Genomic DNA, 23,093 nt, shown 5'->3' on the forward strand with positions numbered 1-23,093 from the left:
CTGGTCACGTTTTGAACATAAGCGAGGACATCATGGATACTGAAATAACCCCAACACAGCTGGCAATTGAATATTTACGTCGCGATAAAAGCAATCTGTCTCCGGCGCAGTACCTGAAAAAGCTGAAACAACTTGAGCTGGAATTTACGGATTTGCTGGCGCTCTCTTCAAACGAGCTGAAAGAAGAGATCTACTTTGCCTGGCGGTTGGGCGTTCACGTCCATTGAGCAGTGAAGAAAAGGCCGCCCGCGCGGCCTTTTTTGTGTCTGAAAATCAGTATTTGGCAGGCAGTTTGTTAATTTTAATGAGCCGGCCTTCTTCCATTTCGATGAACCCGCCCGTTTTCAGGTCAGCCAGGATCCGCATTACGCCGCTGCGGGAAAGCCGGGTTTTATCCCGGATGTACCTTTCCGCCGTCACGCTGCGTCGGTAGTTGTCATCTTCCTGCATCAGCATCATGAGCTGCTGACGAATCATCTCGTAAGCCGTTGGCGCACCTTTCGGCATGACGTTGTGATAAAGGCGGTTATAGACAAACATCAGATGATTAGAAAGCAGCCCCCATAACGCCTTCTCTTTGATAACTTCTGCCACCCGATCGGTTGCTAGCACGCCGATCAGGCATGGCGTCACCGTTTTGAGATAATCGTTAAAATATATGTCCGTCAGATTAGCGAGACCAAACAGGGCGGGACTGCGCGCGGTGGTAAGCATCATGTCGTCGCTTCTTCTGTATATCGCGATTGTGCCCTCGAGAATTAAATAACACATACTCTGCCCGTTAACCTGGAGATCAAGTTGCTCACCGGGATCGGTTTTATGCGTGGTGCAGTGCGGCTGTAAGTGGGAAATCAGTTCCTGGGCATAGGGAGAGCCGCGATGCGATGGTTTGTCAGAAGACATAGCGTTAACCTGGAAAGAGACTGTACTTTCTATAGTGTCGCTCTTATTTTCCACCTTCTCCAGAGATAAAAACAACCTCAGTACTTGCGGGGTAAGTGATGGATCTCGATTAGCACGCCGCGCTCCATAGTGATGTATTTCCCCGTCCGCAACTCCGCCAGGATCCGCATAATGCCGCTGCGTGAAAGATAGGTGCGGCTTTTGATATAGGCTGCGGCGGTAATGCTCTGTCTTATGGCTTCCGGCTCCTGCATCAGTTCTACCAGCTGAAAGCGGATAATGTCGTAAGCCGACATCTGCGATATCTGGGCACAATGTTCGTAAACGCGCGATGCGGTATAGATCAGCAGGTTCGAGAAGGACTCCCATAAATTCTGTTGTGCGACTACGTGATTAAAACGCTCCAGCGTAACGCTAGCCACCTCTGAAGTTTCCAGCGCTCTGACGTAGAGGTGCTCAGAAGAAAACTGGCTGCTCACGCCGAGTATAAAAGGTGCGGATTCGGAATTTAAGACGATACCGTCACCTCGACGATGCAATGCCACGCTGCCATGTAACAGTAAAAAGCACTGGCGGATATCACCGGAATAATAATGGATGACTTCACCTTTAGCCATGATGCATCTTTCGGTATGCGGCAAAACATTATCGATTATTTTTTCAATGTGCTTAAGAGGCTTAGCGCCAAGCACTGTTGTTATTTCATTGCCTGAAACGGGCGCAATACGGGTGTTCATAAGAGGCCTCATACACTGATGCGATCATTTTTTGATCGACATAAAGAATTATCTTAAAAAACAGTTAGTCAGGGAATATTTTCGTCGAGTCTAATTATAGACTTGCCTATTAATGAGTGTTAATTAGTTGAATTTGAAACATTTTTGACTTAGGTCTAAAAGTAGACCGGGGACTTTATTGTTAAGATATTTCCAAAGTAATTTGTTTTGTTTTTGTTAAAAGAGAGTCTACAGCTAGACCCTAAAATCGATTGTGCGTAGAAAAAGAGTTGTATAAATTTTGATTCGTCGAAAGGGGTTTTATTTCTGCAACTGAATATCGGTAATAAATAAAGTAATACAGGAAAGAGAATTATGAATAAAAAATTGATGATGGCAATGTTAGCGGCAGGTTCTGTACTCACCATGACCAATGCATTTGCAGCGGCAGGTACCGTTAATTTTAACGGAAATATTCTGGATTCTGCCTGCGACGTAGATGTGGCATCTCAGAACCAGGTGGTGGTATTGGGCGATTATTATAAAACGGAATTCCCGACGGCGGGAGCCAGAACGGCTGCGACGCAGTTTAATATTATTTTGAAAAACTGTCCTGTGACGGTCACTAATGCAAAAGTCCGTTTTGACGGTACGCCGGATTTAACCAACGCCAGCCTGCTGGCGATTGATACGTCCGTGGCGGGGGCGGCCACAGGGGTAGCGATTAACCTGATGACTGCAGATAAAGCCGATCTGCCGCTGTACGGCAGCAATAGCTATACCTACGCGCTCAGCAGTACGGCTGATAATACACTGAACTTCTACGCGCAGTATATCTCCACCGCAGCGTCCGTGACCGCGGGCCCGGCTAACTCGGTCGCGAACTTCTCAGTGGTTTACAACTAAGTCATTGGCAGTAATTAGCAGGGGGCTTCGCGGCCCCTTGTTTTATGAGGTATTGAAATGCGTTTTATAACGACAACTGGCCTGGCGATGGCGCTGTTATCGCTGACGTTAACATCCGCCAGTGCTGGAGTAGTTATTGGCGGCACCCGCATTATTTTCGATGGGGCAAAAAAAGAAGCGTCAATAAGTATCACCAATCCTGATGACGTTCCTTATTTAATCCAGTCGTGGATTGATGTTCAGGATGGGCAATCCGGTAAAGCGCCTTTTATTATTACGCCTCCGCTGTATCGGCTGGATGGCGGGCAAAAAAACCTTGAGCGTATTGTCATGACAGGCTCGCTGCCTCAGGGGCAGGAGAGTTTATTCTGGCTGAACATTAAAGCTATTCCATCAGCTTCAAAGCAGATGAACTCGCTGCAAATTGCCGTCAAAACGCGGATCAAACTTATTTATCGGCCAGAGAGCCTTCGTGCGTCTACCCCTGAGGAACAAACCAACAAATTAACCTGGCATCGTGCGGGAAATGCTCTGCAGGTAAATAACCCTACGCCGTACGTTATCAATTTCAATGAAATAACAGTCGGGGGTAAAAAACTTGACGATGTCACGTACGTAATGCCTTCAGGCTCAGTTCGTTTCCCGTTACCGAATGGGACCCATGGCAATACGCTGACGTTTAAAGTCATTAACGATTATGGCAATCCTGGCGAATTACACCGGGCCAGTTTGTGATCCCTTTGCATTAATCGGGTGCTCGTCATGACAACGGCATTTAATACAGTGCAGCCTGCGCGCCTGGCAATATTCATTGCCCTCGCGCTTGCGGGTTTCTCTCCCACACTGTGGGCCAGTGAGACGTTTAATACGGAACTGGTAGAACTGGATAATCCCGGAATGGGAAAAGCGGATTTATCTGCCTTTGAATCCGGCTCGCAGGCGCCCGGGACGTACCTCGTTGATATTATTCTTGACGATCGGCTGCTGGAAACGCGGGATATTCGTTTCCTGGCAGTGAAGGATGCTAACGGCAGTGAAACGTTGCAGCCGTGCCTGAGTATCAGGCAGTTAAAAGCGTGGGGCGTGAAAACGGCGCTTTTCCCGCAGCTCGACGCCGGGCAAGGAGAATGCGCCGATCTCAAGGCGATTCCACAGGCCAGCGCGGACTTCCAGTTTGGCGCCCAGCGTCTGGCAATCAGCATCCCACAGGCGGCCATAGATCTGCCAGCGAGAGGTTACGTTCCGCCCGAGATGTGGGATGAAGGCATTACCGCGGCCATGCTCAACTACAGCCTGAGCGGCGCGAACAGCCGGGCAAGAAGCGGGGCAGGCACCCGCAGCGACAGTCAGTATGCAAACCTGCGACCGGGGATCAACGTCGGTCCCTGGCGGTTACGCAACTACACCACCTGGTCCCGCGATGCGTCCGGCCAGGATAAGTGGGACAATGTCTATACCTTGATGCAGCGCGCGATTATTCCCCTGCAAGCCCAGTTTACGCTCGGAGACAGTTCCGCCCCTGCCGATGTCTTTGACAGCATGCCTTTTCGCGGCGTCCAGCTGGCGTCCGACGACGATATGCTACCGGATTCCCTGAAAGGCTATGCGCCGGTGGTGCGCGGTATTGCGCGAACTAACGCGCAGGTCGTGGTGCGTCAGAATGGCTATCAAATCTACCAAAGCTATGTGGCGCCGGGCGCGTTTGAGATCGCGGATATGTATCCCACCGGCGGCGCGGGCGATCTTGATGTCACGATCGTCGAAGCCGATGGCAGTGAGCAACATTTCACCCTGCCGTACGCTTCGCTGCCGGTCCTGCAACGGGAGGGGCGCCTGAAATATGCCCTTACCGCCGGGCAGTATCGATCGTATAACCGTAGCGTGGAGAAAACCCCCTTCGGGCAACTGACCGGAATCTACGGCCTCCCTTACGGCCTCACGCTCTATGGCGGCGTTCAGGGGGCAGATAAGTACCAGTCGGCGGCTCTGGGGGTGGGCAAGAACATGGGCGATTTCGGGGCGATATCCGCAGACCTCACCCAGGGCTGGTCAACGCCGGAGCATGCCGCGAAAACAAGCGGTCAGTCGTGGCGGGCCCGATACAGCAAGAATTTTATTAATTCCGGGACGAACTTTTCGATTGCCGGGTATCGCTACTCGACCCGCGGCTATTACGGGATGCAGGAGGTCCTCGATTCGTACGGCGACAGCAGCGCGCTTCAGGACAGGCGACGTAACCGTGCCGAGCTGACAATGAGCCAGACGCTGGGGGACAACCTGGGCGCGCTCACCCTCAGTGCGGCGCAGGAAGATTACTGGAATGACGGTAAGTCGATGGCTTCGTGGAGCGTCGGCTATAGCAACTACTGGCACAACATCAGCTATGGCCTGACATGGACCTACAGCAAAAATGTCCGCTCAGCGTCAGAAACCCGCGACAACCAAAAAAACGCTGATCACGACCAGCTTCTGGCGTTCAACATCAGCATTCCGCTGGATAAATTTTTGCCGCAGACATGGGCGAACTATGGCATGAACGCCAGCAGGAATAACGGGACGACACACAGCATCGGTCTGAACGGGGTGGCACTCGAAAACCGAGCCCTGAACTGGAACGCGCAGCAGGGATACGGCACAGAGGGCGTGGGCTATACCGGCAACGTTAACGCGGACTACAGAGGCACCTATGGCGAAGCCACGGCGGGGTATGGTTATGACAAAAACAGTGAACGCCTGAATTACGGGCTACAAGGCGGCATTCTCGCCCATGCTGATGGCATCACGCTTTCTCAGCCGCTGGGGGAGACCAACGCCTTAATTAAAGCGCCTGGCGCCCACGGCGTGGATATCCGCAATCAGCCCGGTGTACGGACAGATTTTCGCGGTTATACGGTCGTGAGCAACCTTTCGGTCTACCGAAAAAACGATCTCACTCTCGATCCGGAAAATATGCCGGAGGATGTCGAACTGGAGATCAACACCCGCACGGTGACGCCGACGCGGGGAGCGGTGGTGAGAGCCGATTATTTGCCGAAGTCAGGTCGCCGGGTGCTGATGACCTTGACCGACAACGAACGCGCCGTTCCGTTTGGGGCGGTGGTCACCCTTGTCGGTGATGAGAGCAGCAGTTTTATTGTGGGCGATCGCGGTCAGGTTTATTTAACCGGTATGCGCGAGGAGGGGACGTTAGTCGCGACATGGGGGAGTCAGCCCAGCCAGCAATGCCGCGCTGATTTCAGCCTGCCGACACACTCAACATTCGGTGGGATCGCTGACATGCGCGCCTCCTGCCGTCAGGAACGTTAACATGAAATGGCTTATCGTGATTTTGCTTCTCTGTTTGCTCGCGGCGGGAAACCTCGCCCGTGCCGGTACGTGCACCACCATCACGCCGCAGCTGTCAACCCTGTCCGTGGGGACGATTAACGTGCAGCGTGATGCGCCTGTCGGCACGGTGGTCTTTTCCGGCGCGGCGACAGCCACCGGTTCCTATCTTACTGGATGTGCTAATCCGCTGATGCTGGGATTCAGCATGCGCTACAACAGCGCCACGTTGAGCAGCTACGGCAATCATGTGTACAACACTAACGTCAGCGGGATAGGCATACGCTTTTCCTCCAACGCCTATTTTGAAAACCCGAGCAATACGTTCTCGTACAATGCGCAGACCTCCTATGTCGACTGGTATGGCGGGAGGATTGAGCTGGTGGTGACTGGCCCGGTCTCATCGGGGGCGTTAACCCCGGGGGCGATCGGCGTCGTGACGCTTCAGGGGAGCGACGGCATCTATCGTGACGGCCTGACCACGCAGCTCACCGCCGGAACCATTAATGCCATGGCGTGCACGGTGAATACGTCACAGCTGACGTTTCCGATCGGGGATATCCCCGCCTCGGCGTTCGGCAACGTGGTGGGCACCACGCCAGCGGGAGCACAGAACACGCAAAACCTGGGCTTAACTTGCGCCGCCGGAACCAATATTACGGTCTCGCTCAGTGGAATACAGAATCCGGACAGCGCCAATACCAGCGTGATGGCCTTAACCGGGCAGGGGAATGCCGGCACCGCAAAAGGGGTTGGGGTGCAGCTTATCTATAACGGTGTGCCGCTGGTGATGAACAGCCGACTATTCTTGCGGCAGTCTGCCGGCGGGCAAGAGACATTGCCGTTAACGGCCCGATATTACCAGACGTTGAACCGCGTGGAGTCAGGTTCAGCAAATGCCTCCGCCACCCTTAATTTGACCTATCAGTAGCAGGTACGAAGATGAAAATAATATACGGGGCACTGCTGTTACTGGCTTTACTCAGCGGGAAGGCTTTCACCGCTGATAGCGTCAACATCGGTGTGACGGGAAATATCGTTGCGTCGCCGTGCATATTTAATGGCGGGAGTAACAGCCTCGATGTCAATCTGGGCAATATTCAGGCAACCAATATGGCGACGCCGGGCTCAACATCGGATCCGGTGCCATTTAGTCTGCTGTTCACCCAGTGCCCAACGGGAACGCAGAGTGTGACCGTCTCTTTTACCGGCAGCCCCGATCCCGCGGCGGGCGCGGACTATTTTATGAACAGCGGTTCGGCCACGCATGTGGCGATAGCCATGCGCGATGCCCAAACGGGTACGCTTAAAGGAACAGGCTCTGGCATGACTCAAACTATTGGTGCCGACAGAACCGCGACAATGGCTATGCAGGCCTCGGTTAAATCCGTGACGGGTGGCGTCACGCCGGGAAGCATCAGTGCAGTTGTGGTGATGACGATGCAGTACAACTGAGCGCCGGTGATATGCCTTTTTTAAAGACGTTGGTATGAGCTATGTTAAATATTCTGATTCAGGAAACCGATCTATTTTTTCAGGCTGGGCTACATGAATTTTTCGAGGATTTTTTTAAACATAACTTTCATCGTGCCATCACATTTAACCTGGCGCTGACCCATGAAAACGTCAGTCAGGCCGATATTATTGTCCTGTCATTATGCCAGGGTGAAACACTGACCTGTTTTCCCGAGTTACTCGCCCGGCAAAAAGGGATTGTGCTAGGGTTTGTCGACGATGAACTGCGCTTTTCGGCGTTGCCCTCCTGCTTTCAGGACATTATTTTTCTCCCTCGCCGTGCATCGCTTGATCGTATCAGTGGCGTACTGTTTATCGCGTGGTTCAGGACGCAATTACCGGGTTACACATGGACTAAACATAACTGCTTCGACTGCCAGCATAAAGGGTTATCCCGGCAACAAATTCGTATTTTGGTCAATTTTTACCGAGGGCTGTCGGTAGTGCAGACCGCTCAGGCGCTGGAGATGAGCCAGAAAACGGTCTTCACCCATAAATATATGCTGATGCAAAAATTTAATCTGCGAAGCGATTACGAGCTGATCGTACTGTTGAGAAGGTTGATGGAGAAAAAGAGCCGTCCGAACCTGCTTCGCGATTACCTGGAAAATAATTATGCAGAACAGATAGCGTAAAACGTCAGCGGATAGCTGGCCGGGCAGTGATAGCCACCACCCGGCAATGTATTTAAACGTTAACCGCAGCGATCAACCGCGTCTTCATGGTCTGGTATGCAGAAGCCGCAAAATCCTCCGCCCAGCGCTGGTCCTCGATCGCCTCCATCTGCACGGCGCAATATTTCGTTTCAGGCGTTCTGGAGATCGGGTCTAGATTATCCTGCGTCAGCTCATTACAGGCGCCAATCCACCACTGGTAGGTCATATAGATTGCTCCCGCATTGATGCGCTCGCTGATGCTGGCGCGCGTGATCACTTTACCCCGGCGTGAACGTACCCAGACCAATTGGCCGTCGGCGATCCCACGCTCATCCGCGTCGGCCGGGTTCATTTGCACCCGGCCCGGCTCGTCGGCCAGGCTTTGCAGCGCCGCGCAGTTCCCGGTCATTGAGCGACAGGAGTAGTGACCGACTTCGCGCACCGTGCAAAGTACCAGCGGGTAATCCGTATCCGGTGTCTCGGCCGGAGCGCGCCAGGGGGCAGCAAACAGCTGGCCTTTGCCAGTGGGGGTGTCGAACTGATTATCCCTGTACAGATAGGGTGTGCCGGGATGATCAAGGGTTGGGCAGGGCCACTGGACATGGCCCATCTCGCCCATTTTTTCGTAGGTCACGCCGTAGAAGAGGGGGCACAGCTCGCGCATTTCGTCCCAGATCTGCTGGTTATTCTCGTAATGCATGGGATAGCCCATCTCCGTGGCCAGCAGGCTGATGATCTCCCAGTCGCGCTTGACGTTGCCGCTGGCCTCAATGGCCTTGCCAAAACGCTGGAAGCCGCGATCGGCGCAGGTGAACACGCCAGCATGTTCTCCCCATGACGTGGCAGGGAGCAGTACGTCAGCCACCTCTGCCGTTTTGGTCATAAAGATGTCCTGAACCACCACAAAATCGAGGGACTCAAAGCCGCGGCGGACCAGGCCCAGATCGGCTTCTGTCTGAAGCGGATCTTCCCCCATGATGTAATAGGCTTTGATCTTACCTTCCAGCGCGAGATGCGGCACTTCGGTGATACGCGTCCCGACGCGATCGTCCATCCGGCTGACATTGATTTTCCACGCATCGGCAAATTTCAGTCTGACCGCCGGGTCAGTGACATCCTGGTAGCCGGGGAACATATTGGGCAAAACGCCCATATCGCAGGCACCCTGAACGTTATTTTGCCCGCGAACCGGACCTACGCCGACGGCAGGGCGGCCCAGGTTGCCGGTGAGCAGCGCCAGGCTGGAGAGACCTTTCACCACATCAACCGCCTGACCAAACTGCGTAACGCCCATTCCCCACATTACCGTTGCTGAAGGCGCCGCCGCGAACATGCGCATTGCCTGACGAACATCCCGCGCGGGAATGCCCGTCAGATGTTCAACCTGCTCGGGTGCGTAATCTTTTACCGTCAGTCGGTAAGCCTCAAGCCCTTCTGTGAAGCGGGCAACGTAGTTTTTGTCGTACAGTTCCTCTTCAAGCAGGACATAGCCAAAGGCATTGACCAGCGCCATGTTACTGCCGTTTTTCAACTGAAGATGAAGATCGGCAATGCGTGCCGTTTCAATCTGACGCGGATCGCAGACGATGATTTTTGCGCCATTTTCACGTGCTTTAAGCACGCGTCGGGCGACGATGGGGTGAGAGTCGGCGCAGATATAGCCGAACACCAGCAGGCATTTTGAGTTTTCAATATCGTTAATGGAATTGCTCATGGCACCGTTGCCGAGGGTCTCCTGTAAACCGGCAACGGACGGACCGTGACAGACGCGGGCGCAGCAGTCGACGTTGTTAGTGTTCAGCACCGCACGGGCAAATTTTTGCATCACATAGTTGGTCTCATTGCCCGTTCCCCGCGAGGACCCCGTGGTCATAATGGATCGAGGGCCGTACTGATCTTTGATGCTTTTAAGCCTGTGAGCAGTATAGCGAATGGCCTCTTCCCAGGTAACAGGGGTAAAGGACTCGCCTTTGCTGTAGCGGATCATGGGCTGCGTCAGACGGGGGGTAAGCAGCCGTGTGTCGTTAAGAAAGTCCCAGCCGTAGAATCCTTTCAGGCAAAGCGTGCCCTGATTGGTTACGCCATCAGCGGCTTCGGCACGGATAATCCGGTTATTTTTCACGACGAGGTTTAGTTTGCAGCCTGCACCACAGTAAGGGCAGACGCTGGCGATTTTTTTCATCAATAACAGACCTGTTAAGAAATGAAGCAATGTTTACTGGAAGGCCCAGTCCCTTAGCGGACTAAGCAGGATCCATGCCACATTCAGCGTGCTTGATTAACAGGGCGTAAGGGAAGAGAGGGTGTGTCATCGTCAGTCTGTTCGTCAGTATTGACGATGACACGCTATCCGTAGGGAAGGGAGAGGCGTTAAAGATCGTCCATGGTATAACCGACAACAATTTCCAGCGTCTTGCGGATCACATCCGCCTTAACGACATCGTCGGTAGTTTCCAGCGTCTGGATCAGCCAGAGAATGATCGCTTTGTTGGTTAGATGACCTTCAGAAGCGAGAACACAACGAACCGCAGTCGAAAAAATGGCAGACTCTTCAGCAAAGCGATCGCCTGCGTGACGGAAATACTCCGACAACGCGCTATCTAAAAAGGCGGAGTGGTATTCGGGTTGAAGCTGAATATTTTGTCTCATTTGTTCTCACCGTTGCTGTAAAGTTGTAGTCAATGCATCTTTTTGGGATCGGACGGTTTTCCATTTCCAAATAACGGCACTACATTGTCTCGATTATTTTTGAGAGATCCCTCTCTCTGTATTCGTCCTTGTGCGGTTCTGCGACCTTTAAAAGCGACCGTGCCTGAGCTGATTTCAGCTATCACCCTCGCTAATGTCTCCCGCCGCTGGGGATCCGTCTCACAGGCTTGCATGTTACGCAGACGCTGAACCAATCCCTCGGTCGTCACGGGACCGCGCTCCTTCAAAAGTGAAAGAGCGGCTTCTCCAATAAGCTGGTCGATCAGTCTGTCCGCATCACTGCTGTTCATAACATTAACGTTCGAAGAGCAGACCAAGAAGCATGTGATAATGATGTTCCTCTTCCGGGCCATTGGCCTTTTCAAGGCGACTCAACAGTTTTGTGCAGAGCGATTTGCGATTCAGATTTCGCCCGTCGCTAAGGATTTCAACAACAACCTGACCCAGGGTTTCCTGTTGGGTTGGAAGCGCGGCTTTTTCGAAGTACTGCGCAATCGCTGTTGCTGAGTCTGCGACGTATCCGTTCTGCTGCATGTTTCGCTCCTGTAAAATTCTGTAATCAGTAACGTTACATTTAAGGTATACATAATTTTCAAATCTGTACATTTAAAATGTACAATTTTTTAAATATTTTATAATATATTTTATAAAATCATTATTTATCAGATGCTTATTCTTATACGATTTACTGCGGTATTCACAAGATATATTGTACAATCCGAAGCGGCGTCGCAGAGTTGTACAAGCCCGTAAATGACGCAAAAAAGCCGTGTAAATCGTTGAGATGTAAATTATTTGTTGGGCAATTAATGTGCTATAACAGAGTTTTCCCCACGTGTTTTCGTGGTCACCCCCTCAATCTTCAGGATTAGCATGCTCACAACCATCATTTACCGCAGTCATATCTGCGAGAACGTTCCAGTGAAAGCGCTGGAAGACATGGTCGCTGCTGCAAATTGTAGAAATCGCCAGTTCGATGTGACGGGGATTTTGCTGTTTAACGGCACACACTTTTTTCAGTTACTTGAAGGGCCCGCTGATAACGTTAAGGAGATCTATGAGCTCATCTGCCGTGACCCACGGCATCACAACGTGGTCGAATTGTTGAGCGATCACGGGCCTTCAAGACGTTTTGGCAATGTGGGTATGGAGCTCTTCGACCTTCGTCAGTACGACACCAACGAAGTGCTGCAACAGGTACTCGATAAAGGCACAACGCGCTATCAGCTGACCTATAACGATCGCGCCCTGCAATTTTTCCGCACCTTCGTTGAGGCCACTGAAAAAGCCAACTACTTTGAGCTGCCTCCGGCTGACGCCTGGGAGTTTGTCACCGAAAATACGCCGTTATCCTCCCAGCCGACGGTAGTGGCAAAGGGCGCGGACTGTAGTTTCGCATTTCAACCTATCGTCGATCCGTTTATGCAGCAGGTAGTTTCCTGGGAAGCCCTGATCCGCACGCCGTCCGGTGAGTCTCCGGAAAGCTATTTTGCCAACCTGTCGCGTGAGGCGCTGTACGAATCGGATCTGAAGAGTAAACAGGTGGCTTTGTCGATGGCCAGCGCGCTGGGCCTACAGACTCAAACGTTGTCCATTAATCTGCTGCCGATGACGCTGGTCAATGTTCCTGGCGCCGTCGATTTTTTACTGACGGCAATTGAGGCGAACGGTTTTGTGCCGGAGCAAATTGTGGTCGAGTTCACCGAGAGCGAGGCGATCTCGCGCTTCGAAGAGTTCACCAGCGCGGTCAGACAGCTTAAAAGCGCCGGGATCAGCGTGGCCATCGATCACTTTGGCGCGGGATTCGCCGGTCTGCAACTGCTGGCCCAGTTTCAGCCGGACAGAATCAAGATCAACCGTGATTTGATTGCCAACGTGCACAAGAGCGGCCCGCGTCAGGCGATCATTCAGTCGATCATTAAATGCTGTGCGTCCCTGGAAATCCTGTTCTGTGCGGTAGGTGTAGAGCTGGCTGAAGAGTGGATGTGGCTGGAATCAGCCGGGATTTCTCAGTTCCAGGGGCACCTTATTCGCCAGCCCGCGCCTGGGGGGCATACCGGCGATTGCCTGGCCCGAGAAAAAGTACGATTTATAAAAACCTGTACGTAACTCTTAAAAGTGACCTGTACGTACGGCTAAATTTATACAACAATACATTAACGAGTGAGTGGTTCGTTGAGCCATTCACTTGTCTCAGAACGAGGAGTTAGTTATACAAATGATTTGTACAATCTGATAAGGTTGGTTTGGTTAGGTATGGAAGTATTGTGCGTGAGGGAGTTAATGGCCTATTACAGTATCGGCGAAGTGGCCGAACGATGCGGTATCAACCCCGTTACGCTGCGTGCCTGGCAGCGCCGTTATGGATTGTTGAAGCCGCAGCGAAGCGAAGGGGGTCATCGTCAGTTTGACGATGAAGATATCCTGCGTATCGAAGAGATCAAACGCCTGATGAAAACGGGTGTTTCGGTCGGTAAAGTAAAAGCGCTTCTTGAAAATACAGAAGTGATGACGCATGGGAACTGGGCATCGTTTCAGGAAGAGATGTTAACCGTTCTGCGCTATGCCAATCCGGCAAAACTGCGCGCCAAAATCAGTGAGTTCCGCCGCGACCATGCGATGGATGTTCTGATAGATAACATCATCACCCCTGTGCGTCAGCGAATGAATCAGGATCAGAATACGGTGCGTCATATGGCGAGCCTGCTCGACGGTGTCCTGATTGAGTTTGCCGTTACTAGCCTGGTTGAATCACGAAAAAAAGCAGGTAAAGATGCGCTACTGGTTGGATGGGAGTGCGACGACCGTACGCATTTGTGGCTGGAAGCGGCCCGTCTTGCCTACAAGGGCTGGCATATCGACGTGCTGGCTGAACCGATTGATTCTCCACGTCCGGAACTTTTCCCTGGACAAAAAATTTTCGTCTGGACCGGTAAAGCACCTACGCCTCGTCAACAGGAGCAGCTCGACCACTGGCGTGAACAGGGTTTCGCCGTCTCGTTCCATCACTGATGTTAAGGGGTCCGTCAGGGCCTTTTTGTCTTTTCGAGCCCGCTTTCTTATTGGAAGATAGCTATCTTAAAAATAGGTATTTTCAATACAATTTTTATTATTGCCCGCCACCTTACCGCCTTTCTTATGAAATGCATTATTTATCAATGCATTGAACAAAACTAACCCACCCATCCGCATCCCGTCACAGGGTCTATGCTTAATGAAAGTAGCCAAAAAGGGCGGTTTAGCCCAAAGCCCCTGCTCGCAGGGGGTTGAAGTGATAATCGTTATCACTAACATGGTGTTATGCCCTGGTGGCTTATCAGATGAGGTGGACCTATGGAACTGCATTCAGAAACCTTCAATCCGGCCGATTTTGCCTGGCGTGGCTTAACGCTGACGCCCGCGGCGGCGGCGCATATTCATGAGCTGGTGGCAAAAAATCCCGACATCCTCGGCGTACGCTTAGGCGTTAAGCAGACGGGCTGCGCAGGATTTGGCTACGTGCTGGATACCGTAACCGAACCCAAAAAGGACGATCTGGTCTTTGAAACCGACGGTGCAAAGTTATACGTCGCGCTACAGGCTATGCCGTTTATTGATGGAACCGAAGTCGACTACGTTCGGGAAGGTTTAAACCAGTTATTCAAATTTCATAACCCGAAAGCCCAGAACGAATGCGGCTGCGGCGAAAGCTTTGGGGTATAGGCGGTACTATGTCTCGTAATACTGAAGCAACGAGTGATGTAAACACCTGGAGCGGCGGACACCTCAACTATAAAGAGGGTTTCTTCACGCAGCTGCAAACCGATGAGCTGGCGAAAGGCATCAACGAAGAGGTCGTGCGCGCCATTTCGGCGAAACGTAACGAGCCGGAGTGGATGCTGGAGTTTCGCCTGAGCGCATTCCGCGCGTGGCTGGAGATGGAAGAACCCCACTGGCTGAAAGCGCATTACGATAAGCTGAACTATCAGGATTACAGCTACTACTCCGCGCCCTCATGCGGCAGCTGCGATGATACCTGTGCCTCGCAGCCCGGCGCGGTACAGCAAACCGGTGCCGAGAACAGCTTCCTGAGTAAAGAGGTGGAAGAGGCCTTCAATCAGCTCGGCGTGCCCGTGCGCGAAGGTAAAGAGGTGGCGGTGGACGCCATTTTTGACTCCGTCTCGGTGGCAACCACCTACCGTGAAAAGCTGGCGGAGCAGGGGATAATTTTCTGCTCCTTTGGGGAAGCCATTCACGATCACCCGGAGCTGGTGAAAAAATACATTGGCACCGTGGTACCCAGTAACGATAACTTCTTCGCGGCACTGAATGCGGCGGTGGCGTCAGACGGCACCTTTATCTACGTGCCTAAAGGTGTGCGCTGCCCGATGGAGCTCTCGACCTATTTCCGCATCAACGCGGAAAAAACCGGCCAGTTTGAACGCACCATCCTGGTGGCCGATGAAGGCAGCTACGTCAGCTATATCGAAGGCTGTTCGGCGCCGGTGCGCGACAGCTACCAGCTGCACGCGGCGGTGGTAGAGGTGATCATCCATAAAGACGCGGAAGTGAAATACTCTACGGTACAGAACTGGTTCCCGGGCGATGGCAACACCGGTGGTATTCTGAACTTCGTCACCAAGCGTGCGCTGTGCGAAGGTGAAAACAGTAAGATGTCCTGGACGCAGTCAGAAACCGGCTCCGCCATTACCTGGAAATACCCGAGCTGTATTCTGCGCGGCGACAACTCCATCGGTGAGTTTTACTCCGTGGCACTGACCAGCGGTCATCAGCAGGCCGATACCGGCACCAAGATGATCCACATCGGTAAAAACACCAAATCGACCATCATCTCAAAAGGGATCTCTGCCGGTCACAGCCAGAACAGCTATCGCGGGCTGGTGAAAATCATGCCGACAGCCACCAACGCACGTAACTTTACCCAGTGCGACTCCATGCTGATTGGCGCTGACTGCGGGGCGCATACCTTCCCCTATGTCGAATGCCGCAATAACAGCGCCCAGCTCGAGCATGAGGCGACTACGTCACGTATCGGTGAAGATCAGCTGTTCTACTGCCTGCAACGCGGGATCAGTGAAGAAGATGCGATTTCAATGATTGTTAACGGCTTCTGTAAGGACGTGTTCTCTGAACTGCCGCTGGAATTTGCCGTTGAAGCCCAGAAACTCCTCGCCATTAGTCTTGAACACAGCGTCGGTTAAGGAAAGCACATGTTAAGCATTAAAGATTTACAGGTTAGCGTGGAAGAGAAAGAGATCCTGCGTGGGCTCAATTTTGACGTCAAACCGGGTGAAGTTCACGCCATCATGGGGCCAAACGGCTCCGGGAAAAGTACGCTTTCAGCGACGCTGGCAGGACGCGAAGATTATGAGGTCACCAGCGGCTCCGTTGAGTTTAACGGCAAGGATCTGCTGGAGATGTCGCCTGAAGAGCGTGCCGGTGAGGGCATCTTTATGGCCTTCCAGTATCCGGTGGAAATCCCGGGCGTCAGCAACCAGTTCTTCCTGCAAACCGCGCTGAACGCGGTGCGCAAGTATCGCGGGCTTGAGGCGCTGGATCGCTTTGACTTCCAGGATCTGATGGAAGAGAAAATCAAGCTGCTGAAAATGCCCGAAGATCTGCTCACCCGCTCGGTGAACGTGGGTTTTTCTGGCGGTGAGAAAAAACGTAACGATATTCTGCAAATGGCGGTTCTTGAGCCGGAGCTGTGCATTCTCGATGAAACCGATTCAGGGCTGGATATTGATGCCCTGAAGATCGTTGCCGACGGCGTAAACTCTCTGCGTGACGGTAACCGCTCATTTATTATCGTGACTCACTACCAGCGTATTCTGGACTACATCAAACCGGACTATGTCCACGTGCTTTATCAGGGGCGCATTGTGAAATCCGGTGACTTTACGCTGGTTAAACAACTGGAGGAGCAGGGTTATGGCTGGCTTACCGAACAGCAGTAATGCACTCCAGCAGTGGCACCGACTGTTTGAAGCGCAGGGTGGAGCGCGCTCTGAACAGGCTCAGCACCATCTCCAGCAGATGCTGCGTCTCGGTTTACCGACGCGTAAGCATGAGAACTGGAAATATACCCCGCTGGACGGCCTGCTGAACGGCGAGTTTGTCACCCGTCTGGCGCAGGTTAGCCCCGGCCAGCGCGATGTGCTGGCGCTGAGCGTGGATGCCGTGCGTCTGGTGTTTGTAGACGGGCAGTTTCGTGAGGAACTCAGCGACAGCGTACAGGAGAGCGGGTTCGATATCGCCATTAACGACGAGCGCCAGTCGTTGAGTGCTCCGGTCCAGCCTGACGTCTTTCTGCACCTCACAGAGAGCCTGTCTCAGTCTGTCACCCATATTCACGTTAAGCGTAACCAGCGCCCGGCGAAACCGCTGCTGCTGATGCATATCACCCAGGGTGTTGAGGGCGGCGAGATCAACACCGCCCACTATCGCCACCATCTCGAGCTGGCAGAAGGGGCAGAAGCGACGGTAATTGAGCATTACGTTAGTCTGAACGACACCCGCCATTTTACCGGCTCGCGTCTGACGATGAACGTGGCGGCCAATGCCCAGCTGCACCACATCAAGCTGGCGTTTGAAAATCCGCTCAGTCACCACTTCGCCCACAACGATATTCTGCTGGGCCAGGATGCCGCGGCATACAGCCACAGCTTCCTGCTTGGCGGCGCGGTGCTGCGCCACAACACCAGCACCCAGCTGAACGGTGAGAACACTACGCTGCGTATTAACAGCCTGGCGATGCCGGTGAAGTCAGAAGTGTGCGACACGCGCACCTGGCTTGAGCATAACAAAGGCTACTGCAACAGCCGCCAGCTGCACAAAACCATCGTCAGCGACAAAGGACGTGCGGTGTTTAATGGCCTGATCAACGTGGCGCAGCACGCCATCAAAACTGACGGGCAGATGACCAACAACAACCTTTTGCTGGGACGTCTGGCAGAGGTGGACACTAAACCACAGCTGGAAATCTATGCGGACGACGTAAAATGCAGCCACGGCGCGACGGTCGGGCGTATTGACGATGAGCAGATGTTCTATCTGCGCTCGCGCGGGATAGACCAGCAGGCCGCGCAAAAGATGATTATTTACGCCTTTGCGGCTGAGCTGACGGAAGCGCTGCCCGATGGCGGACTTAAACAGCAGGTGCTGGCCCGTATCGGTCAGCGGCTGCCTGGAGGCGAAGCATGACATTTCCCGTAGAGAAAGTCCGGGCAGATTTTCCGGTACTGACCCGTGAAGTGAACGGTCTGCCGCTGGCCTATCTCGACAGTGCGGCCAGCGCGCAAAAACCGAATCAAGTGGTGGATGCGGAAGCCGAGTTTTACCGCCACGGTTATGCGGCGGTCCATCGCGGGATCCACACTCTGAGCGCCGAGGCGACCCAGCGCATGGAAAACGTGCGCACGCAGGTTGCGGCGTTTCTCAACGCGTGTTCGCCGGAAGAGCTGGTGTTCGTGCGTGGCACCACCGAAGGGATCAACCTGGTGGCTAACAGCTGGGGCAATGCGCAGGTGCACGCGGGGGATAACATCATCATCACCCAGATGGAGCACCACGCTAACATCGTGCCCTGGCAGATGCTCTGTGAGCGTATGGGGGCGCAACTGCGGGTGATCCCGCTAAACGAAGACGGTACGCTTCAGCTTGAACAGCTGGATGCCCTGCTTGACGACAGAACGCGGCTGGTAGCGGTGACCCACGTTTCAAACGTGCTGGGGACGGAAAATCCGGTGGCGCTGATCGTCGACAAAGCCCATCAGGCCGGTGCGAAAGTGTTGATTGATGGCGCCCAGGCGGTGATGCACCATGCGGTTGACGTACAGACTCTGGACTGCGATTTCTACGTCTTCTCCGGGCACAAGCTGTATGGTCCGACGGGCATCGGCGTGCTGTATGTGAAGGAGGATATTCTCCAGGCCATGCCGCCGTGGGAAGGGGGCGGGTCAATGATTGCCACCGTCAGCCTGACGGAAGGCACAACCTACGCCCGGGCGCCCTGGCGCTTCGAGGCGGGCACGCCAAACACGGGCGGGATCATCGGGCTGGGCGCGGCCATTAGCTACGTCTCTGAAACGGGGCTGGCGGCGATTCAGGAGTACGAACAGCTGCTGATGCAATATGCCTTGCAGGAGCTTGCCAGCGTCCCGGATCTGACCTTATATGGCCCTGCTGACCGTCTGGGTGTGATAGCCTTCAACCTCGGCAAGCATCACGCTTATGATGTGGGCAGTTTCCTGGATAATTACGGCGTCGCCGTACGTACCGGGCATCACTGCGCGATGCCACTGATGGCGTATTATCAGGTACCGGCCATGTGCCGCGCATCGCTGGTGATGTACAACACAACGGAAGAGGTCGACAGACTGGTGGCGGGACTAAAACGTATTCACCAGCTGCTTGGCTAACGGAGAGGCGAGAGATGGCAGATTTGCCGGACAGAGATAAATTGCTGCGTAACTTTGGGCGTTGCGCAAACTGGGAAGAGAAATACCTTTATATTATCGAGCTAGGTCAGCGCCTGCCGCCGCTCAGCGAAGAGGCGCATAACCGGGACAACATCATTCAGGGCTGCCAGAGCCAGGTCTGGATCCAGATGCAGCAGACGGATGATGGCGTAATCGATTTACAGGGTGACAGCGATGCCGCCATTGTGAAGGGGCTTATTGCCGTCGTATTTATTCTTTATCACCAGATGTCGGCGCAGGATATTGTCGCCTTTGACGTTCGCCCTTGGTTTGAAAAAATGGCCTTAACCCAACACCTCACCCCGTCCCGCTCCCAGGGACTGGAAGCGATGATCCGCGCCATACGCGCCAAAGCCGCAATCCTTAGCTAAACTGACAGAACAGCATTCATTCTGTTTCGCGGGGTGGTTTCCACCTCGCTGGTTTTTCAGCTTTCTGACGTTTGGTCAGTGAATAAGGAATCTCAGCATGAAGCGCGCGTCTCTAATAACTCTATTACTCCTTGGTTCGCTCAGTGCTGTTAATTCAGCCAGGGCGGTTGATTATCCTTTACCGCCCGCAGGCAGCCGCCTGATTGGGCAAAATCAGACATACACCATTCAGGAAGGCGACAATAAGCTCCAGGCTATCGCTCGTCGGTTTAATACCGCCGCACAGCTTATCCTTGAAACCAATAATACCATTGCACCGGTAAACCCTGCGCCAGGAACGGTCATTACCATTCCTTCCCAGATGCTGCTCCCGGACACCGAGCGTGAGGGCATTGTGGTGAATCTGGCGGAGCTGCGTCTTTACTTCTATCCGCCTGGCGAAAATATCGTGCAGGTCTATCCGCTGGGTATTGGTCAGCTTGGGCTGGAAACACCGGTCAGCACCACCCGTGTGAGTCAGAAAATCCCTAACCCTACCTGGACCCCCACAGCGGGCATCAGAGCGCGCTCACTGGCGCAGGGCATTAAACTGCCGCCTGTGGTACCCGCAGGGCCAAATAACCCGCTGGGGCGCTTTGCGCTGCGTCTGGGCATCGGGAATGGGGAATATCTTATTCATGGCACCAGCGCGCCGGACAGCGTAGGGCTGCGGGTCAGCTCGGGCTGTATGCGAATGAACGCGCCGGATATCAAAGCGTTGTTTGAACAAGTGCGCGTCGGCACGCGGGTGCAGATTATCAATGAGCCGGTGAAGTTCTCCGTCGAGCCGGACGGCAAACGTTATATCGAGGTGCACAGGCCGCTGGCGCAGGCTGAGGGCGAAAACCCACAGACGGTGCCGTTCACGCACTCGGCGGCGTTTACCGCCTTCGCAGCGGAATCAGGTAGCGATAAAACGCTAATCGACAAAGCTCTGGCGCGCAGAGCCGGAATCCCGGTTGCCGTTTCAGCAGGCAATGGTTCGTCAGCCAGCAATTCTGTCCTGTCGGTTCAGAACAGTCGTGTCTCAGCGGCGGTGACGGAAGGCGAGGGAGAGAAAGCGCTTCAGTAGAGATTTGACGAAGGCAAAAAAAATGGCGCACAATGTGCGCCATTTTATTAACAGGTACTATTACTTACGGTATTTAGTAGCCTGGTTGTCCAGACGCTGGTTAGCGCGAGCTGCGTCGTCTTTAGCAGCCTGAACGTCGGAACGCATTGCGTTCACGTCGTTGCTCAGCTGGTCAACTTTAGCGTTCAGAGTCTGAACGTCAGAAGACAGCTGATCGATTTTAGCGTTGCTGGAGCAACCTGCCAGCAGAGTAGAACCCAGGATTACCGCGCCCAGTACCAGTTTAGTACGATTCATTATTAATACCCTCTAGATTGAGTTAATCTCCATGTAGCGTTACAAGTATTACACAAAGTTTTTTGGGTTGAGAATATTTTTTTGATGGGATTACGCCTATTTTTGATCGTTCGCTCAAAGAAGCAACGAAATCGGCAATTTTGACGAAAAAGCTATGTTAAAAAAGGCATTTTTCATCGGATTCATCTTAGATAAATCGCGATTAAATAGAAAAACCCGATTTGCTTTTTGAATAGTTCTGGTTAATGGCGGGAATAAAAAAAGCGCCCCGAAGGACGCTTTTTAACAAAACAATAATTTGTTCGTGAAATATTACAGTACGTGGACAGATGCAGTGTTGGTTGTACCGCTTGGTACCAGTGCACCAGAAACCATAACCACCACGTCGCCTTTCTGAGCCAGGCCACAATCAACCAGTTCCAGAGCCACTTCTTTACCCAGACGATAGAAATCATCGGTAGAGGCAATCTCTTTCACCAGGTGTGGGATCACGCCTTTGCTCAGCACCAGCTGACGCGCGGTGGTTTCGTTGGTGGTCAGCGCCAGAATGGTCGCATCCGGGAAGTATTTACGCACGGCACGCGCAGATTTACCGCCCTGGGTCGCCACGACAATCAGTGGGGCTTCCAGTTTCTCGGCGGTTTCTACCGCACCACGGCACACGGCTTCGGTGATGCGCAGTTTACGGCTGTCGTTGTTGTAATCCAGACGGCTTTTCATCACGCGGTCGGTACGCTCACAGATGGTCGCCATGATGCCGACCGCTTCCAGAGGGTATTTACCTTTTGCAGATTCGCCAGACAGCATAACGGCATCGGTACCGTCGAGGATGGCGTTCGCCACGTCGCCGGCTTCAGCACGGGTAGGGCGTGGGTTTTTGATCATGGAGTCCAACATCTGCGTTGCGGTGATAACCACTTTACGCGCGCGAACGCATTTCTCGATCATCATCTTCTGCGCGAAGATCACTTCTTCAACCGGGATTTCAACGCCCAGGTCACCACGCGCAACCATGATACCGTCAGACGCTTCAAGGATTTCGTCGAAGTTGTTCAGGCCTTCCTGGTTTTCGATCTTGGAGATGATCTGAATGTTCTCACCACCGTGCGCTTTCAGGTGCTCACGGATCTCAACCACATCAGAACGTTTACGGATGAAGGACGCCGCAACGAAGTCCACACCTTGTTCGCAGCCGAAGATCAGGTCTTGTTTGTCTTTTTCAGCCAGCGCTGGCAGAGCAATGGACACACCCGGCAGGTTAACACCTTTGTTTTCGCCCAGATCGCCGTTGTTCAGCACTTTACAGATAACCTTGTTACCTTCAATCGCGGTCACTTCCATGCCGATCAGGCCGTCATCTACCAGCACGGTGTTGCCAACGGACAGATCGCTGGTGAAGCCTTCGTAGGTCACGGCAACGATTTCGTTATTACCTACAACGGATTTGTCGGTGGTGAAGGTGAAGGTCTGGCCCGCTTTCAGGGAAACGTCGTTACCGCCTTCCAGTTTGATGGTGCGGATTTCAGGACCTTTGGTGTCGAGCAGGATTGCCGCTTTTTTCCCGGTCTTGCTCATCACGTTGCGCAAGTTCTGAATACGCTGACCGTGTTCAGCATAGTCGCCGTGGGAGAAGTTCAGACGCATCACGTTCATGCCGGCATCCAGCATTTTGCTCAGCATCTCTTCGGATTCGGTTTTCGGGCCGATAGTACAAACAATTTTCGTCTTTTTCATGACAGTCTTAGTCTTTAAGTTGGGAAGGATATGGAAATCTCGCTCCGGGGGCGCACCGCCGCGGAGTCAAACCTGTGTTGCGAAAGAGTATATGACACGCACTAAGAATAGGTGACATCAAATGAGCGTGCAGAAGAAAGTGTGCCTGAGTGCCAGCCCAACGAAGGAGAGGAGAAGTTGTACGTTGTTTTTTGTATTCCAAGCGCTGAAACCATTCACCAGGGATTTGGCGCGCATTATACGCTGATTCACAGTAAAAAGGAAAATGGAAACAGCGTTTCAAAAACATTCTGTGCAGATTCACATAAGTTTGTTATCAAGGCGTTAAGGCCTAATGTCATCTTATGACGGCAGGCGCAACGCCCGCCGTT

24 protein-coding genes and 1 pseudogene are annotated in these 23,093 nt (G+C 53.1%); 16 read left to right on the forward strand and 9 right to left on the reverse strand.

The window, feature by feature from the left end; all coding sequences use genetic code 11:
* Positions 1 to 32 precede the first annotated feature (32 nt).
* A complete protein-coding gene (locus ACQG2Q_RS09955; RefSeq protein WP_003857766.1) occupies positions 33 to 227 on the forward strand; it encodes a YdiH family protein in 195 nt (64 codons plus the stop codon).
* A gap of 46 nt (positions 228 to 273) precedes the next feature.
* Here ACQG2Q_RS09955 and ACQG2Q_RS09960 read toward each other — a convergent pair whose 3' ends face one another.
* Both ACQG2Q_RS09960 and ACQG2Q_RS09965 read right to left on the reverse strand, forming a co-directional pair.
* On the reverse strand, positions 274 to 903 hold the full coding sequence (locus ACQG2Q_RS09960) for a helix-turn-helix domain-containing protein (RefSeq protein ID WP_038415908.1): 630 nt from the start codon (positions 901 to 903) through the stop codon (positions 274 to 276).
* Positions 904 to 980: 77 nt separating this feature from the next.
* Complete coding sequence (locus tag ACQG2Q_RS09965) at positions 981 to 1,640, reverse strand: winged helix-turn-helix transcriptional regulator (protein WP_022647860.1); 660 nt, start codon at positions 1,638 to 1,640, stop codon at positions 981 to 983.
* Positions 1,641 to 1,994: 354 nt separating this feature from the next.
* On the opposite strand from ACQG2Q_RS09965, the gene ACQG2Q_RS09970 reads away from it, so the two are divergent.
* From ACQG2Q_RS09970 to ACQG2Q_RS09995, 6 genes are read left to right on the forward strand one after another with little or no spacing between them, the layout of a single operon-like run.
* Positions 1,995 to 2,525, forward strand: coding sequence for a fimbrial protein (locus tag ACQG2Q_RS09970; protein ID WP_022647861.1), 531 nt, complete (start codon positions 1,995 to 1,997; stop codon positions 2,523 to 2,525).
* Positions 2,526 to 2,582: 57 nt separating this feature from the next.
* Entirely contained in the window at positions 2,583 to 3,260 is a 678-nt protein-coding gene (locus ACQG2Q_RS09975; protein WP_063849303.1) for a fimbrial biogenesis chaperone, read from the forward strand.
* A gap of 27 nt (positions 3,261 to 3,287) precedes the next feature.
* On the forward strand, positions 3,288 to 5,831 hold the full coding sequence (locus tag ACQG2Q_RS09980) for a fimbria/pilus outer membrane usher protein (protein ID WP_271079829.1): 2,544 nt from the start codon (positions 3,288 to 3,290) through the stop codon (positions 5,829 to 5,831).
* A gap of 1 nt (position 5,832) precedes the next feature.
* Positions 5,833 to 6,780 carry a fimbrial protein gene (locus tag ACQG2Q_RS09985; RefSeq protein WP_023299925.1) on the forward strand — a complete coding sequence of 316 codons (948 nt, stop codon included), beginning with the start codon at positions 5,833 to 5,835 and terminating at the stop codon, positions 6,778 to 6,780.
* Positions 6,781 to 6,791: 11 nt separating this feature from the next.
* A complete protein-coding gene (locus ACQG2Q_RS09990) occupies positions 6,792 to 7,304 on the forward strand; it encodes a fimbrial protein (RefSeq protein ID WP_063849301.1) in 513 nt (170 codons plus the stop codon).
* Between the two features lie 41 nt (positions 7,305 to 7,345).
* On the forward strand, positions 7,346 to 7,999 hold the full coding sequence (locus ACQG2Q_RS09995) for a helix-turn-helix transcriptional regulator (protein ID WP_022647866.1): 654 nt from the start codon (positions 7,346 to 7,348) through the stop codon (positions 7,997 to 7,999).
* Between the two features lie 52 nt (positions 8,000 to 8,051).
* Here the strand turns inward: ACQG2Q_RS09995 and fdhF are convergent, their stop codons facing one another.
* The 4 genes from fdhF to ycgZ all read right to left on the reverse strand — a co-directional run bounded on the left by fdhF (position 8,052) and on the right by ycgZ (position 11,263).
* Positions 8,052 to 10,202 carry a formate dehydrogenase subunit alpha gene (gene fdhF, locus ACQG2Q_RS10000; protein ID WP_063849300.1) on the reverse strand — a complete coding sequence of 717 codons (2,151 nt, stop codon included), beginning with the start codon at positions 10,200 to 10,202 and terminating at the stop codon, positions 8,052 to 8,054.
* A gap of 188 nt (positions 10,203 to 10,390) precedes the next feature.
* On the reverse strand, positions 10,391 to 10,669 hold the full coding sequence (locus ACQG2Q_RS10005; protein ID WP_022647868.1) for a biofilm/acid-resistance regulator YmgB/AriR: 279 nt from the start codon (positions 10,667 to 10,669) through the stop codon (positions 10,391 to 10,393).
* A 29-nt stretch (positions 10,670 to 10,698) separates the two neighbouring features.
* On the reverse strand, positions 10,699 to 11,019 hold the full coding sequence (locus tag ACQG2Q_RS10010) for a hypothetical protein (RefSeq protein WP_045309075.1): 321 nt from the start codon (positions 11,017 to 11,019) through the stop codon (positions 10,699 to 10,701).
* Between the two features lie 4 nt (positions 11,020 to 11,023).
* A complete protein-coding gene (gene ycgZ / locus ACQG2Q_RS10015; protein WP_063849299.1) occupies positions 11,024 to 11,263 on the reverse strand; it encodes a regulatory protein YcgZ in 240 nt (79 codons plus the stop codon).
* Between the two features lie 339 nt (positions 11,264 to 11,602).
* On the opposite strand from ycgZ, the pseudogene ACQG2Q_RS10020 reads away from it, so the two are divergent.
* The 9 genes and pseudogenes from ACQG2Q_RS10020 to ldtE all read left to right on the forward strand — a co-directional run bounded on the left by ACQG2Q_RS10020 (position 11,603) and on the right by ldtE (position 20,691).
* Positions 11,603 to 12,824, forward strand: a pseudogene (locus tag ACQG2Q_RS10020) (diguanylate phosphodiesterase).
* A gap of 188 nt (positions 12,825 to 13,012) precedes the next feature.
* The gene (locus ACQG2Q_RS10025; protein WP_023299929.1) at positions 13,013 to 13,741 is read left to right on the forward strand and encodes a MerR family transcriptional regulator; all 729 of its coding nucleotides are present in this window, start codon (positions 13,013 to 13,015) and stop codon (positions 13,739 to 13,741) included.
* A gap of 321 nt (positions 13,742 to 14,062) precedes the next feature.
* Positions 14,063 to 14,431: a Fe-S cluster assembly scaffold SufA gene (gene sufA, locus ACQG2Q_RS10030; protein WP_022647873.1), complete on the forward strand. Its 369-nt coding sequence runs from the start codon at positions 14,063 to 14,065 to the stop codon at positions 14,429 to 14,431.
* Positions 14,432 to 14,439: 8 nt separating this feature from the next.
* Positions 14,440 to 15,930 (forward strand): Fe-S cluster assembly protein SufB, encoded by a 1,491-nt coding sequence (sufB, locus tag ACQG2Q_RS10035; RefSeq protein WP_003857739.1) that lies wholly within the window; start codon positions 14,440 to 14,442, stop codon positions 15,928 to 15,930.
* A 9-nt stretch (positions 15,931 to 15,939) separates the two neighbouring features.
* Positions 15,940 to 16,686, forward strand: a complete 747-nt coding sequence (gene sufC / locus ACQG2Q_RS10040; RefSeq protein ID WP_022647874.1) for a Fe-S cluster assembly ATPase SufC — start codon at positions 15,940 to 15,942, stop codon at positions 16,684 to 16,686.
* Positions 16,661 to 17,932, forward strand: a complete 1,272-nt coding sequence (gene sufD, locus ACQG2Q_RS10045) for a Fe-S cluster assembly protein SufD (RefSeq protein ID WP_096216965.1) — start codon at positions 16,661 to 16,663, stop codon at positions 17,930 to 17,932. The genes sufC and sufD overlap by 26 nt, the downstream gene beginning before the upstream one ends.
* Positions 17,929 to 19,149 carry a cysteine desulfurase SufS gene (gene sufS, locus ACQG2Q_RS10050; protein ID WP_063849296.1) on the forward strand — a complete coding sequence of 407 codons (1,221 nt, stop codon included), beginning with the start codon at positions 17,929 to 17,931 and terminating at the stop codon, positions 19,147 to 19,149. Before sufD ends, sufS begins: the two co-directional genes overlap by 4 nt.
* A 14-nt stretch (positions 19,150 to 19,163) precedes the next feature.
* Positions 19,164 to 19,580: a cysteine desulfuration protein SufE gene (gene sufE / locus ACQG2Q_RS10055; RefSeq protein ID WP_063849295.1), complete on the forward strand. Its 417-nt coding sequence runs from the start codon at positions 19,164 to 19,166 to the stop codon at positions 19,578 to 19,580.
* Positions 19,581 to 19,677: 97 nt separating this feature from the next.
* On the forward strand, positions 19,678 to 20,691 hold the full coding sequence (ldtE, locus tag ACQG2Q_RS10060; protein ID WP_038415919.1) for a L,D-transpeptidase LdtE: 1,014 nt from the start codon (positions 19,678 to 19,680) through the stop codon (positions 20,689 to 20,691).
* Between the two features lie 60 nt (positions 20,692 to 20,751).
* On the opposite strand, the gene lpp is transcribed toward ldtE, so the two are convergent.
* The 3 genes from lpp to ACQG2Q_RS10075 form a co-directional block, all read right to left on the reverse strand.
* Complete coding sequence (lpp, locus tag ACQG2Q_RS10065; RefSeq protein WP_001082307.1) at positions 20,752 to 20,988, reverse strand: murein lipoprotein Lpp; 237 nt, start codon at positions 20,986 to 20,988, stop codon at positions 20,752 to 20,754.
* 312 nt (positions 20,989 to 21,300) lie between these two features.
* The gene (pykF, locus tag ACQG2Q_RS10070) at positions 21,301 to 22,722 is read right to left on the reverse strand and encodes a pyruvate kinase PykF (RefSeq protein WP_015570703.1); all 1,422 of its coding nucleotides are present in this window, start codon (positions 22,720 to 22,722) and stop codon (positions 21,301 to 21,303) included.
* A 7-nt stretch (positions 22,723 to 22,729) separates the two neighbouring features.
* The gene (locus ACQG2Q_RS10075; protein ID WP_418517247.1) at positions 22,730 to 23,011 is read right to left on the reverse strand and encodes a hypothetical protein; all 282 of its coding nucleotides are present in this window, start codon (positions 23,009 to 23,011) and stop codon (positions 22,730 to 22,732) included.
* Positions 23,012 to 23,093 lie beyond the last annotated feature (82 nt).

The organism is Enterobacter cloacae complex sp. 370H10 (assembly GCF_050031535.1).
GTDB classification, from domain to species: Bacteria; Pseudomonadota; Gammaproteobacteria; order Enterobacterales; family Enterobacteriaceae; genus Enterobacter; species Enterobacter intestinihominis.

Excerpts from the sequence above, each read along its gene's own strand:
- sufC (WP_022647874.1), top strand. The coding sequence starts at position 15,940 with ATGTTAAGCATTAAAGATTTACAGGTTAGCGTGGAAGAGAAAGAGATC.
- pykF (WP_015570703.1), bottom strand. The coding sequence starts at position 22,722 with ATGAAAAAGACGAAAATTGTTTGTACTATCGGCCCGAAAACCGAATCC.
- ACQG2Q_RS09975 (WP_063849303.1), top strand. The coding sequence starts at position 2,583 with ATGCGTTTTATAACGACAACTGGCCTGGCGATGGCGCTGTTATCGCTG.
- lpp (WP_001082307.1), bottom strand. The coding sequence starts at position 20,988 with ATGAATCGTACTAAACTGGTACTGGGCGCGGTAATCCTGGGTTCTACT.
- ACQG2Q_RS09995 (WP_022647866.1), top strand. The coding sequence starts at position 7,346 with ATGTTAAATATTCTGATTCAGGAAACCGATCTATTTTTTCAGGCTGGG.
- ACQG2Q_RS09980 (WP_271079829.1), top strand. The coding sequence starts at position 3,288 with ATGACAACGGCATTTAATACAGTGCAGCCTGCGCGCCTGGCAATATTC.
- ACQG2Q_RS10010 (WP_045309075.1), bottom strand. The coding sequence starts at position 11,019 with ATGAACAGCAGTGATGCGGACAGACTGATCGACCAGCTTATTGGAGAA.
- ACQG2Q_RS09985 (WP_023299925.1), top strand. The coding sequence starts at position 5,833 with ATGAAATGGCTTATCGTGATTTTGCTTCTCTGTTTGCTCGCGGCGGGA.
- sufA (WP_022647873.1), top strand. The coding sequence starts at position 14,063 with ATGGAACTGCATTCAGAAACCTTCAATCCGGCCGATTTTGCCTGGCGT.
- ACQG2Q_RS09970 (WP_022647861.1), top strand. The coding sequence starts at position 1,995 with ATGAATAAAAAATTGATGATGGCAATGTTAGCGGCAGGTTCTGTACTC.
- ACQG2Q_RS10005 (WP_022647868.1), bottom strand. The coding sequence starts at position 10,669 with ATGAGACAAAATATTCAGCTTCAACCCGAATACCACTCCGCCTTTTTA.
- sufS (WP_063849296.1), top strand. The coding sequence starts at position 17,929 with ATGACATTTCCCGTAGAGAAAGTCCGGGCAGATTTTCCGGTACTGACC.
- sufE (WP_063849295.1), top strand. The coding sequence starts at position 19,164 with ATGGCAGATTTGCCGGACAGAGATAAATTGCTGCGTAACTTTGGGCGT.
- fdhF (WP_063849300.1), bottom strand. The coding sequence starts at position 10,202 with ATGAAAAAAATCGCCAGCGTCTGCCCTTACTGTGGTGCAGGCTGCAAA.
- ACQG2Q_RS09965 (WP_022647860.1), bottom strand. The coding sequence starts at position 1,640 with ATGAACACCCGTATTGCGCCCGTTTCAGGCAATGAAATAACAACAGTG.
- ACQG2Q_RS09990 (WP_063849301.1), top strand. The coding sequence starts at position 6,792 with ATGAAAATAATATACGGGGCACTGCTGTTACTGGCTTTACTCAGCGGG.
- ycgZ (WP_063849299.1), bottom strand. The coding sequence starts at position 11,263 with ATGCAGCAGAACGGATACGTCGCAGACTCAGCAACAGCGATTGCGCAG.
- sufD (WP_096216965.1), top strand. The coding sequence starts at position 16,661 with ATGGCTGGCTTACCGAACAGCAGTAATGCACTCCAGCAGTGGCACCGA.
- sufB (WP_003857739.1), top strand. The coding sequence starts at position 14,440 with ATGTCTCGTAATACTGAAGCAACGAGTGATGTAAACACCTGGAGCGGC.
- ACQG2Q_RS10075 (WP_418517247.1), bottom strand. The coding sequence starts at position 23,011 with ATGTTTTTGAAACGCTGTTTCCATTTTCCTTTTTACTGTGAATCAGCG.
- ACQG2Q_RS09960 (WP_038415908.1), bottom strand. The coding sequence starts at position 903 with ATGTCTTCTGACAAACCATCGCATCGCGGCTCTCCCTATGCCCAGGAA.
- ldtE (WP_038415919.1), top strand. The coding sequence starts at position 19,678 with ATGAAGCGCGCGTCTCTAATAACTCTATTACTCCTTGGTTCGCTCAGT.
- ACQG2Q_RS10025 (WP_023299929.1), top strand. The coding sequence starts at position 13,013 with ATGGCCTATTACAGTATCGGCGAAGTGGCCGAACGATGCGGTATCAAC.
- ACQG2Q_RS09955 (WP_003857766.1), top strand. The coding sequence starts at position 33 with ATGGATACTGAAATAACCCCAACACAGCTGGCAATTGAATATTTACGT.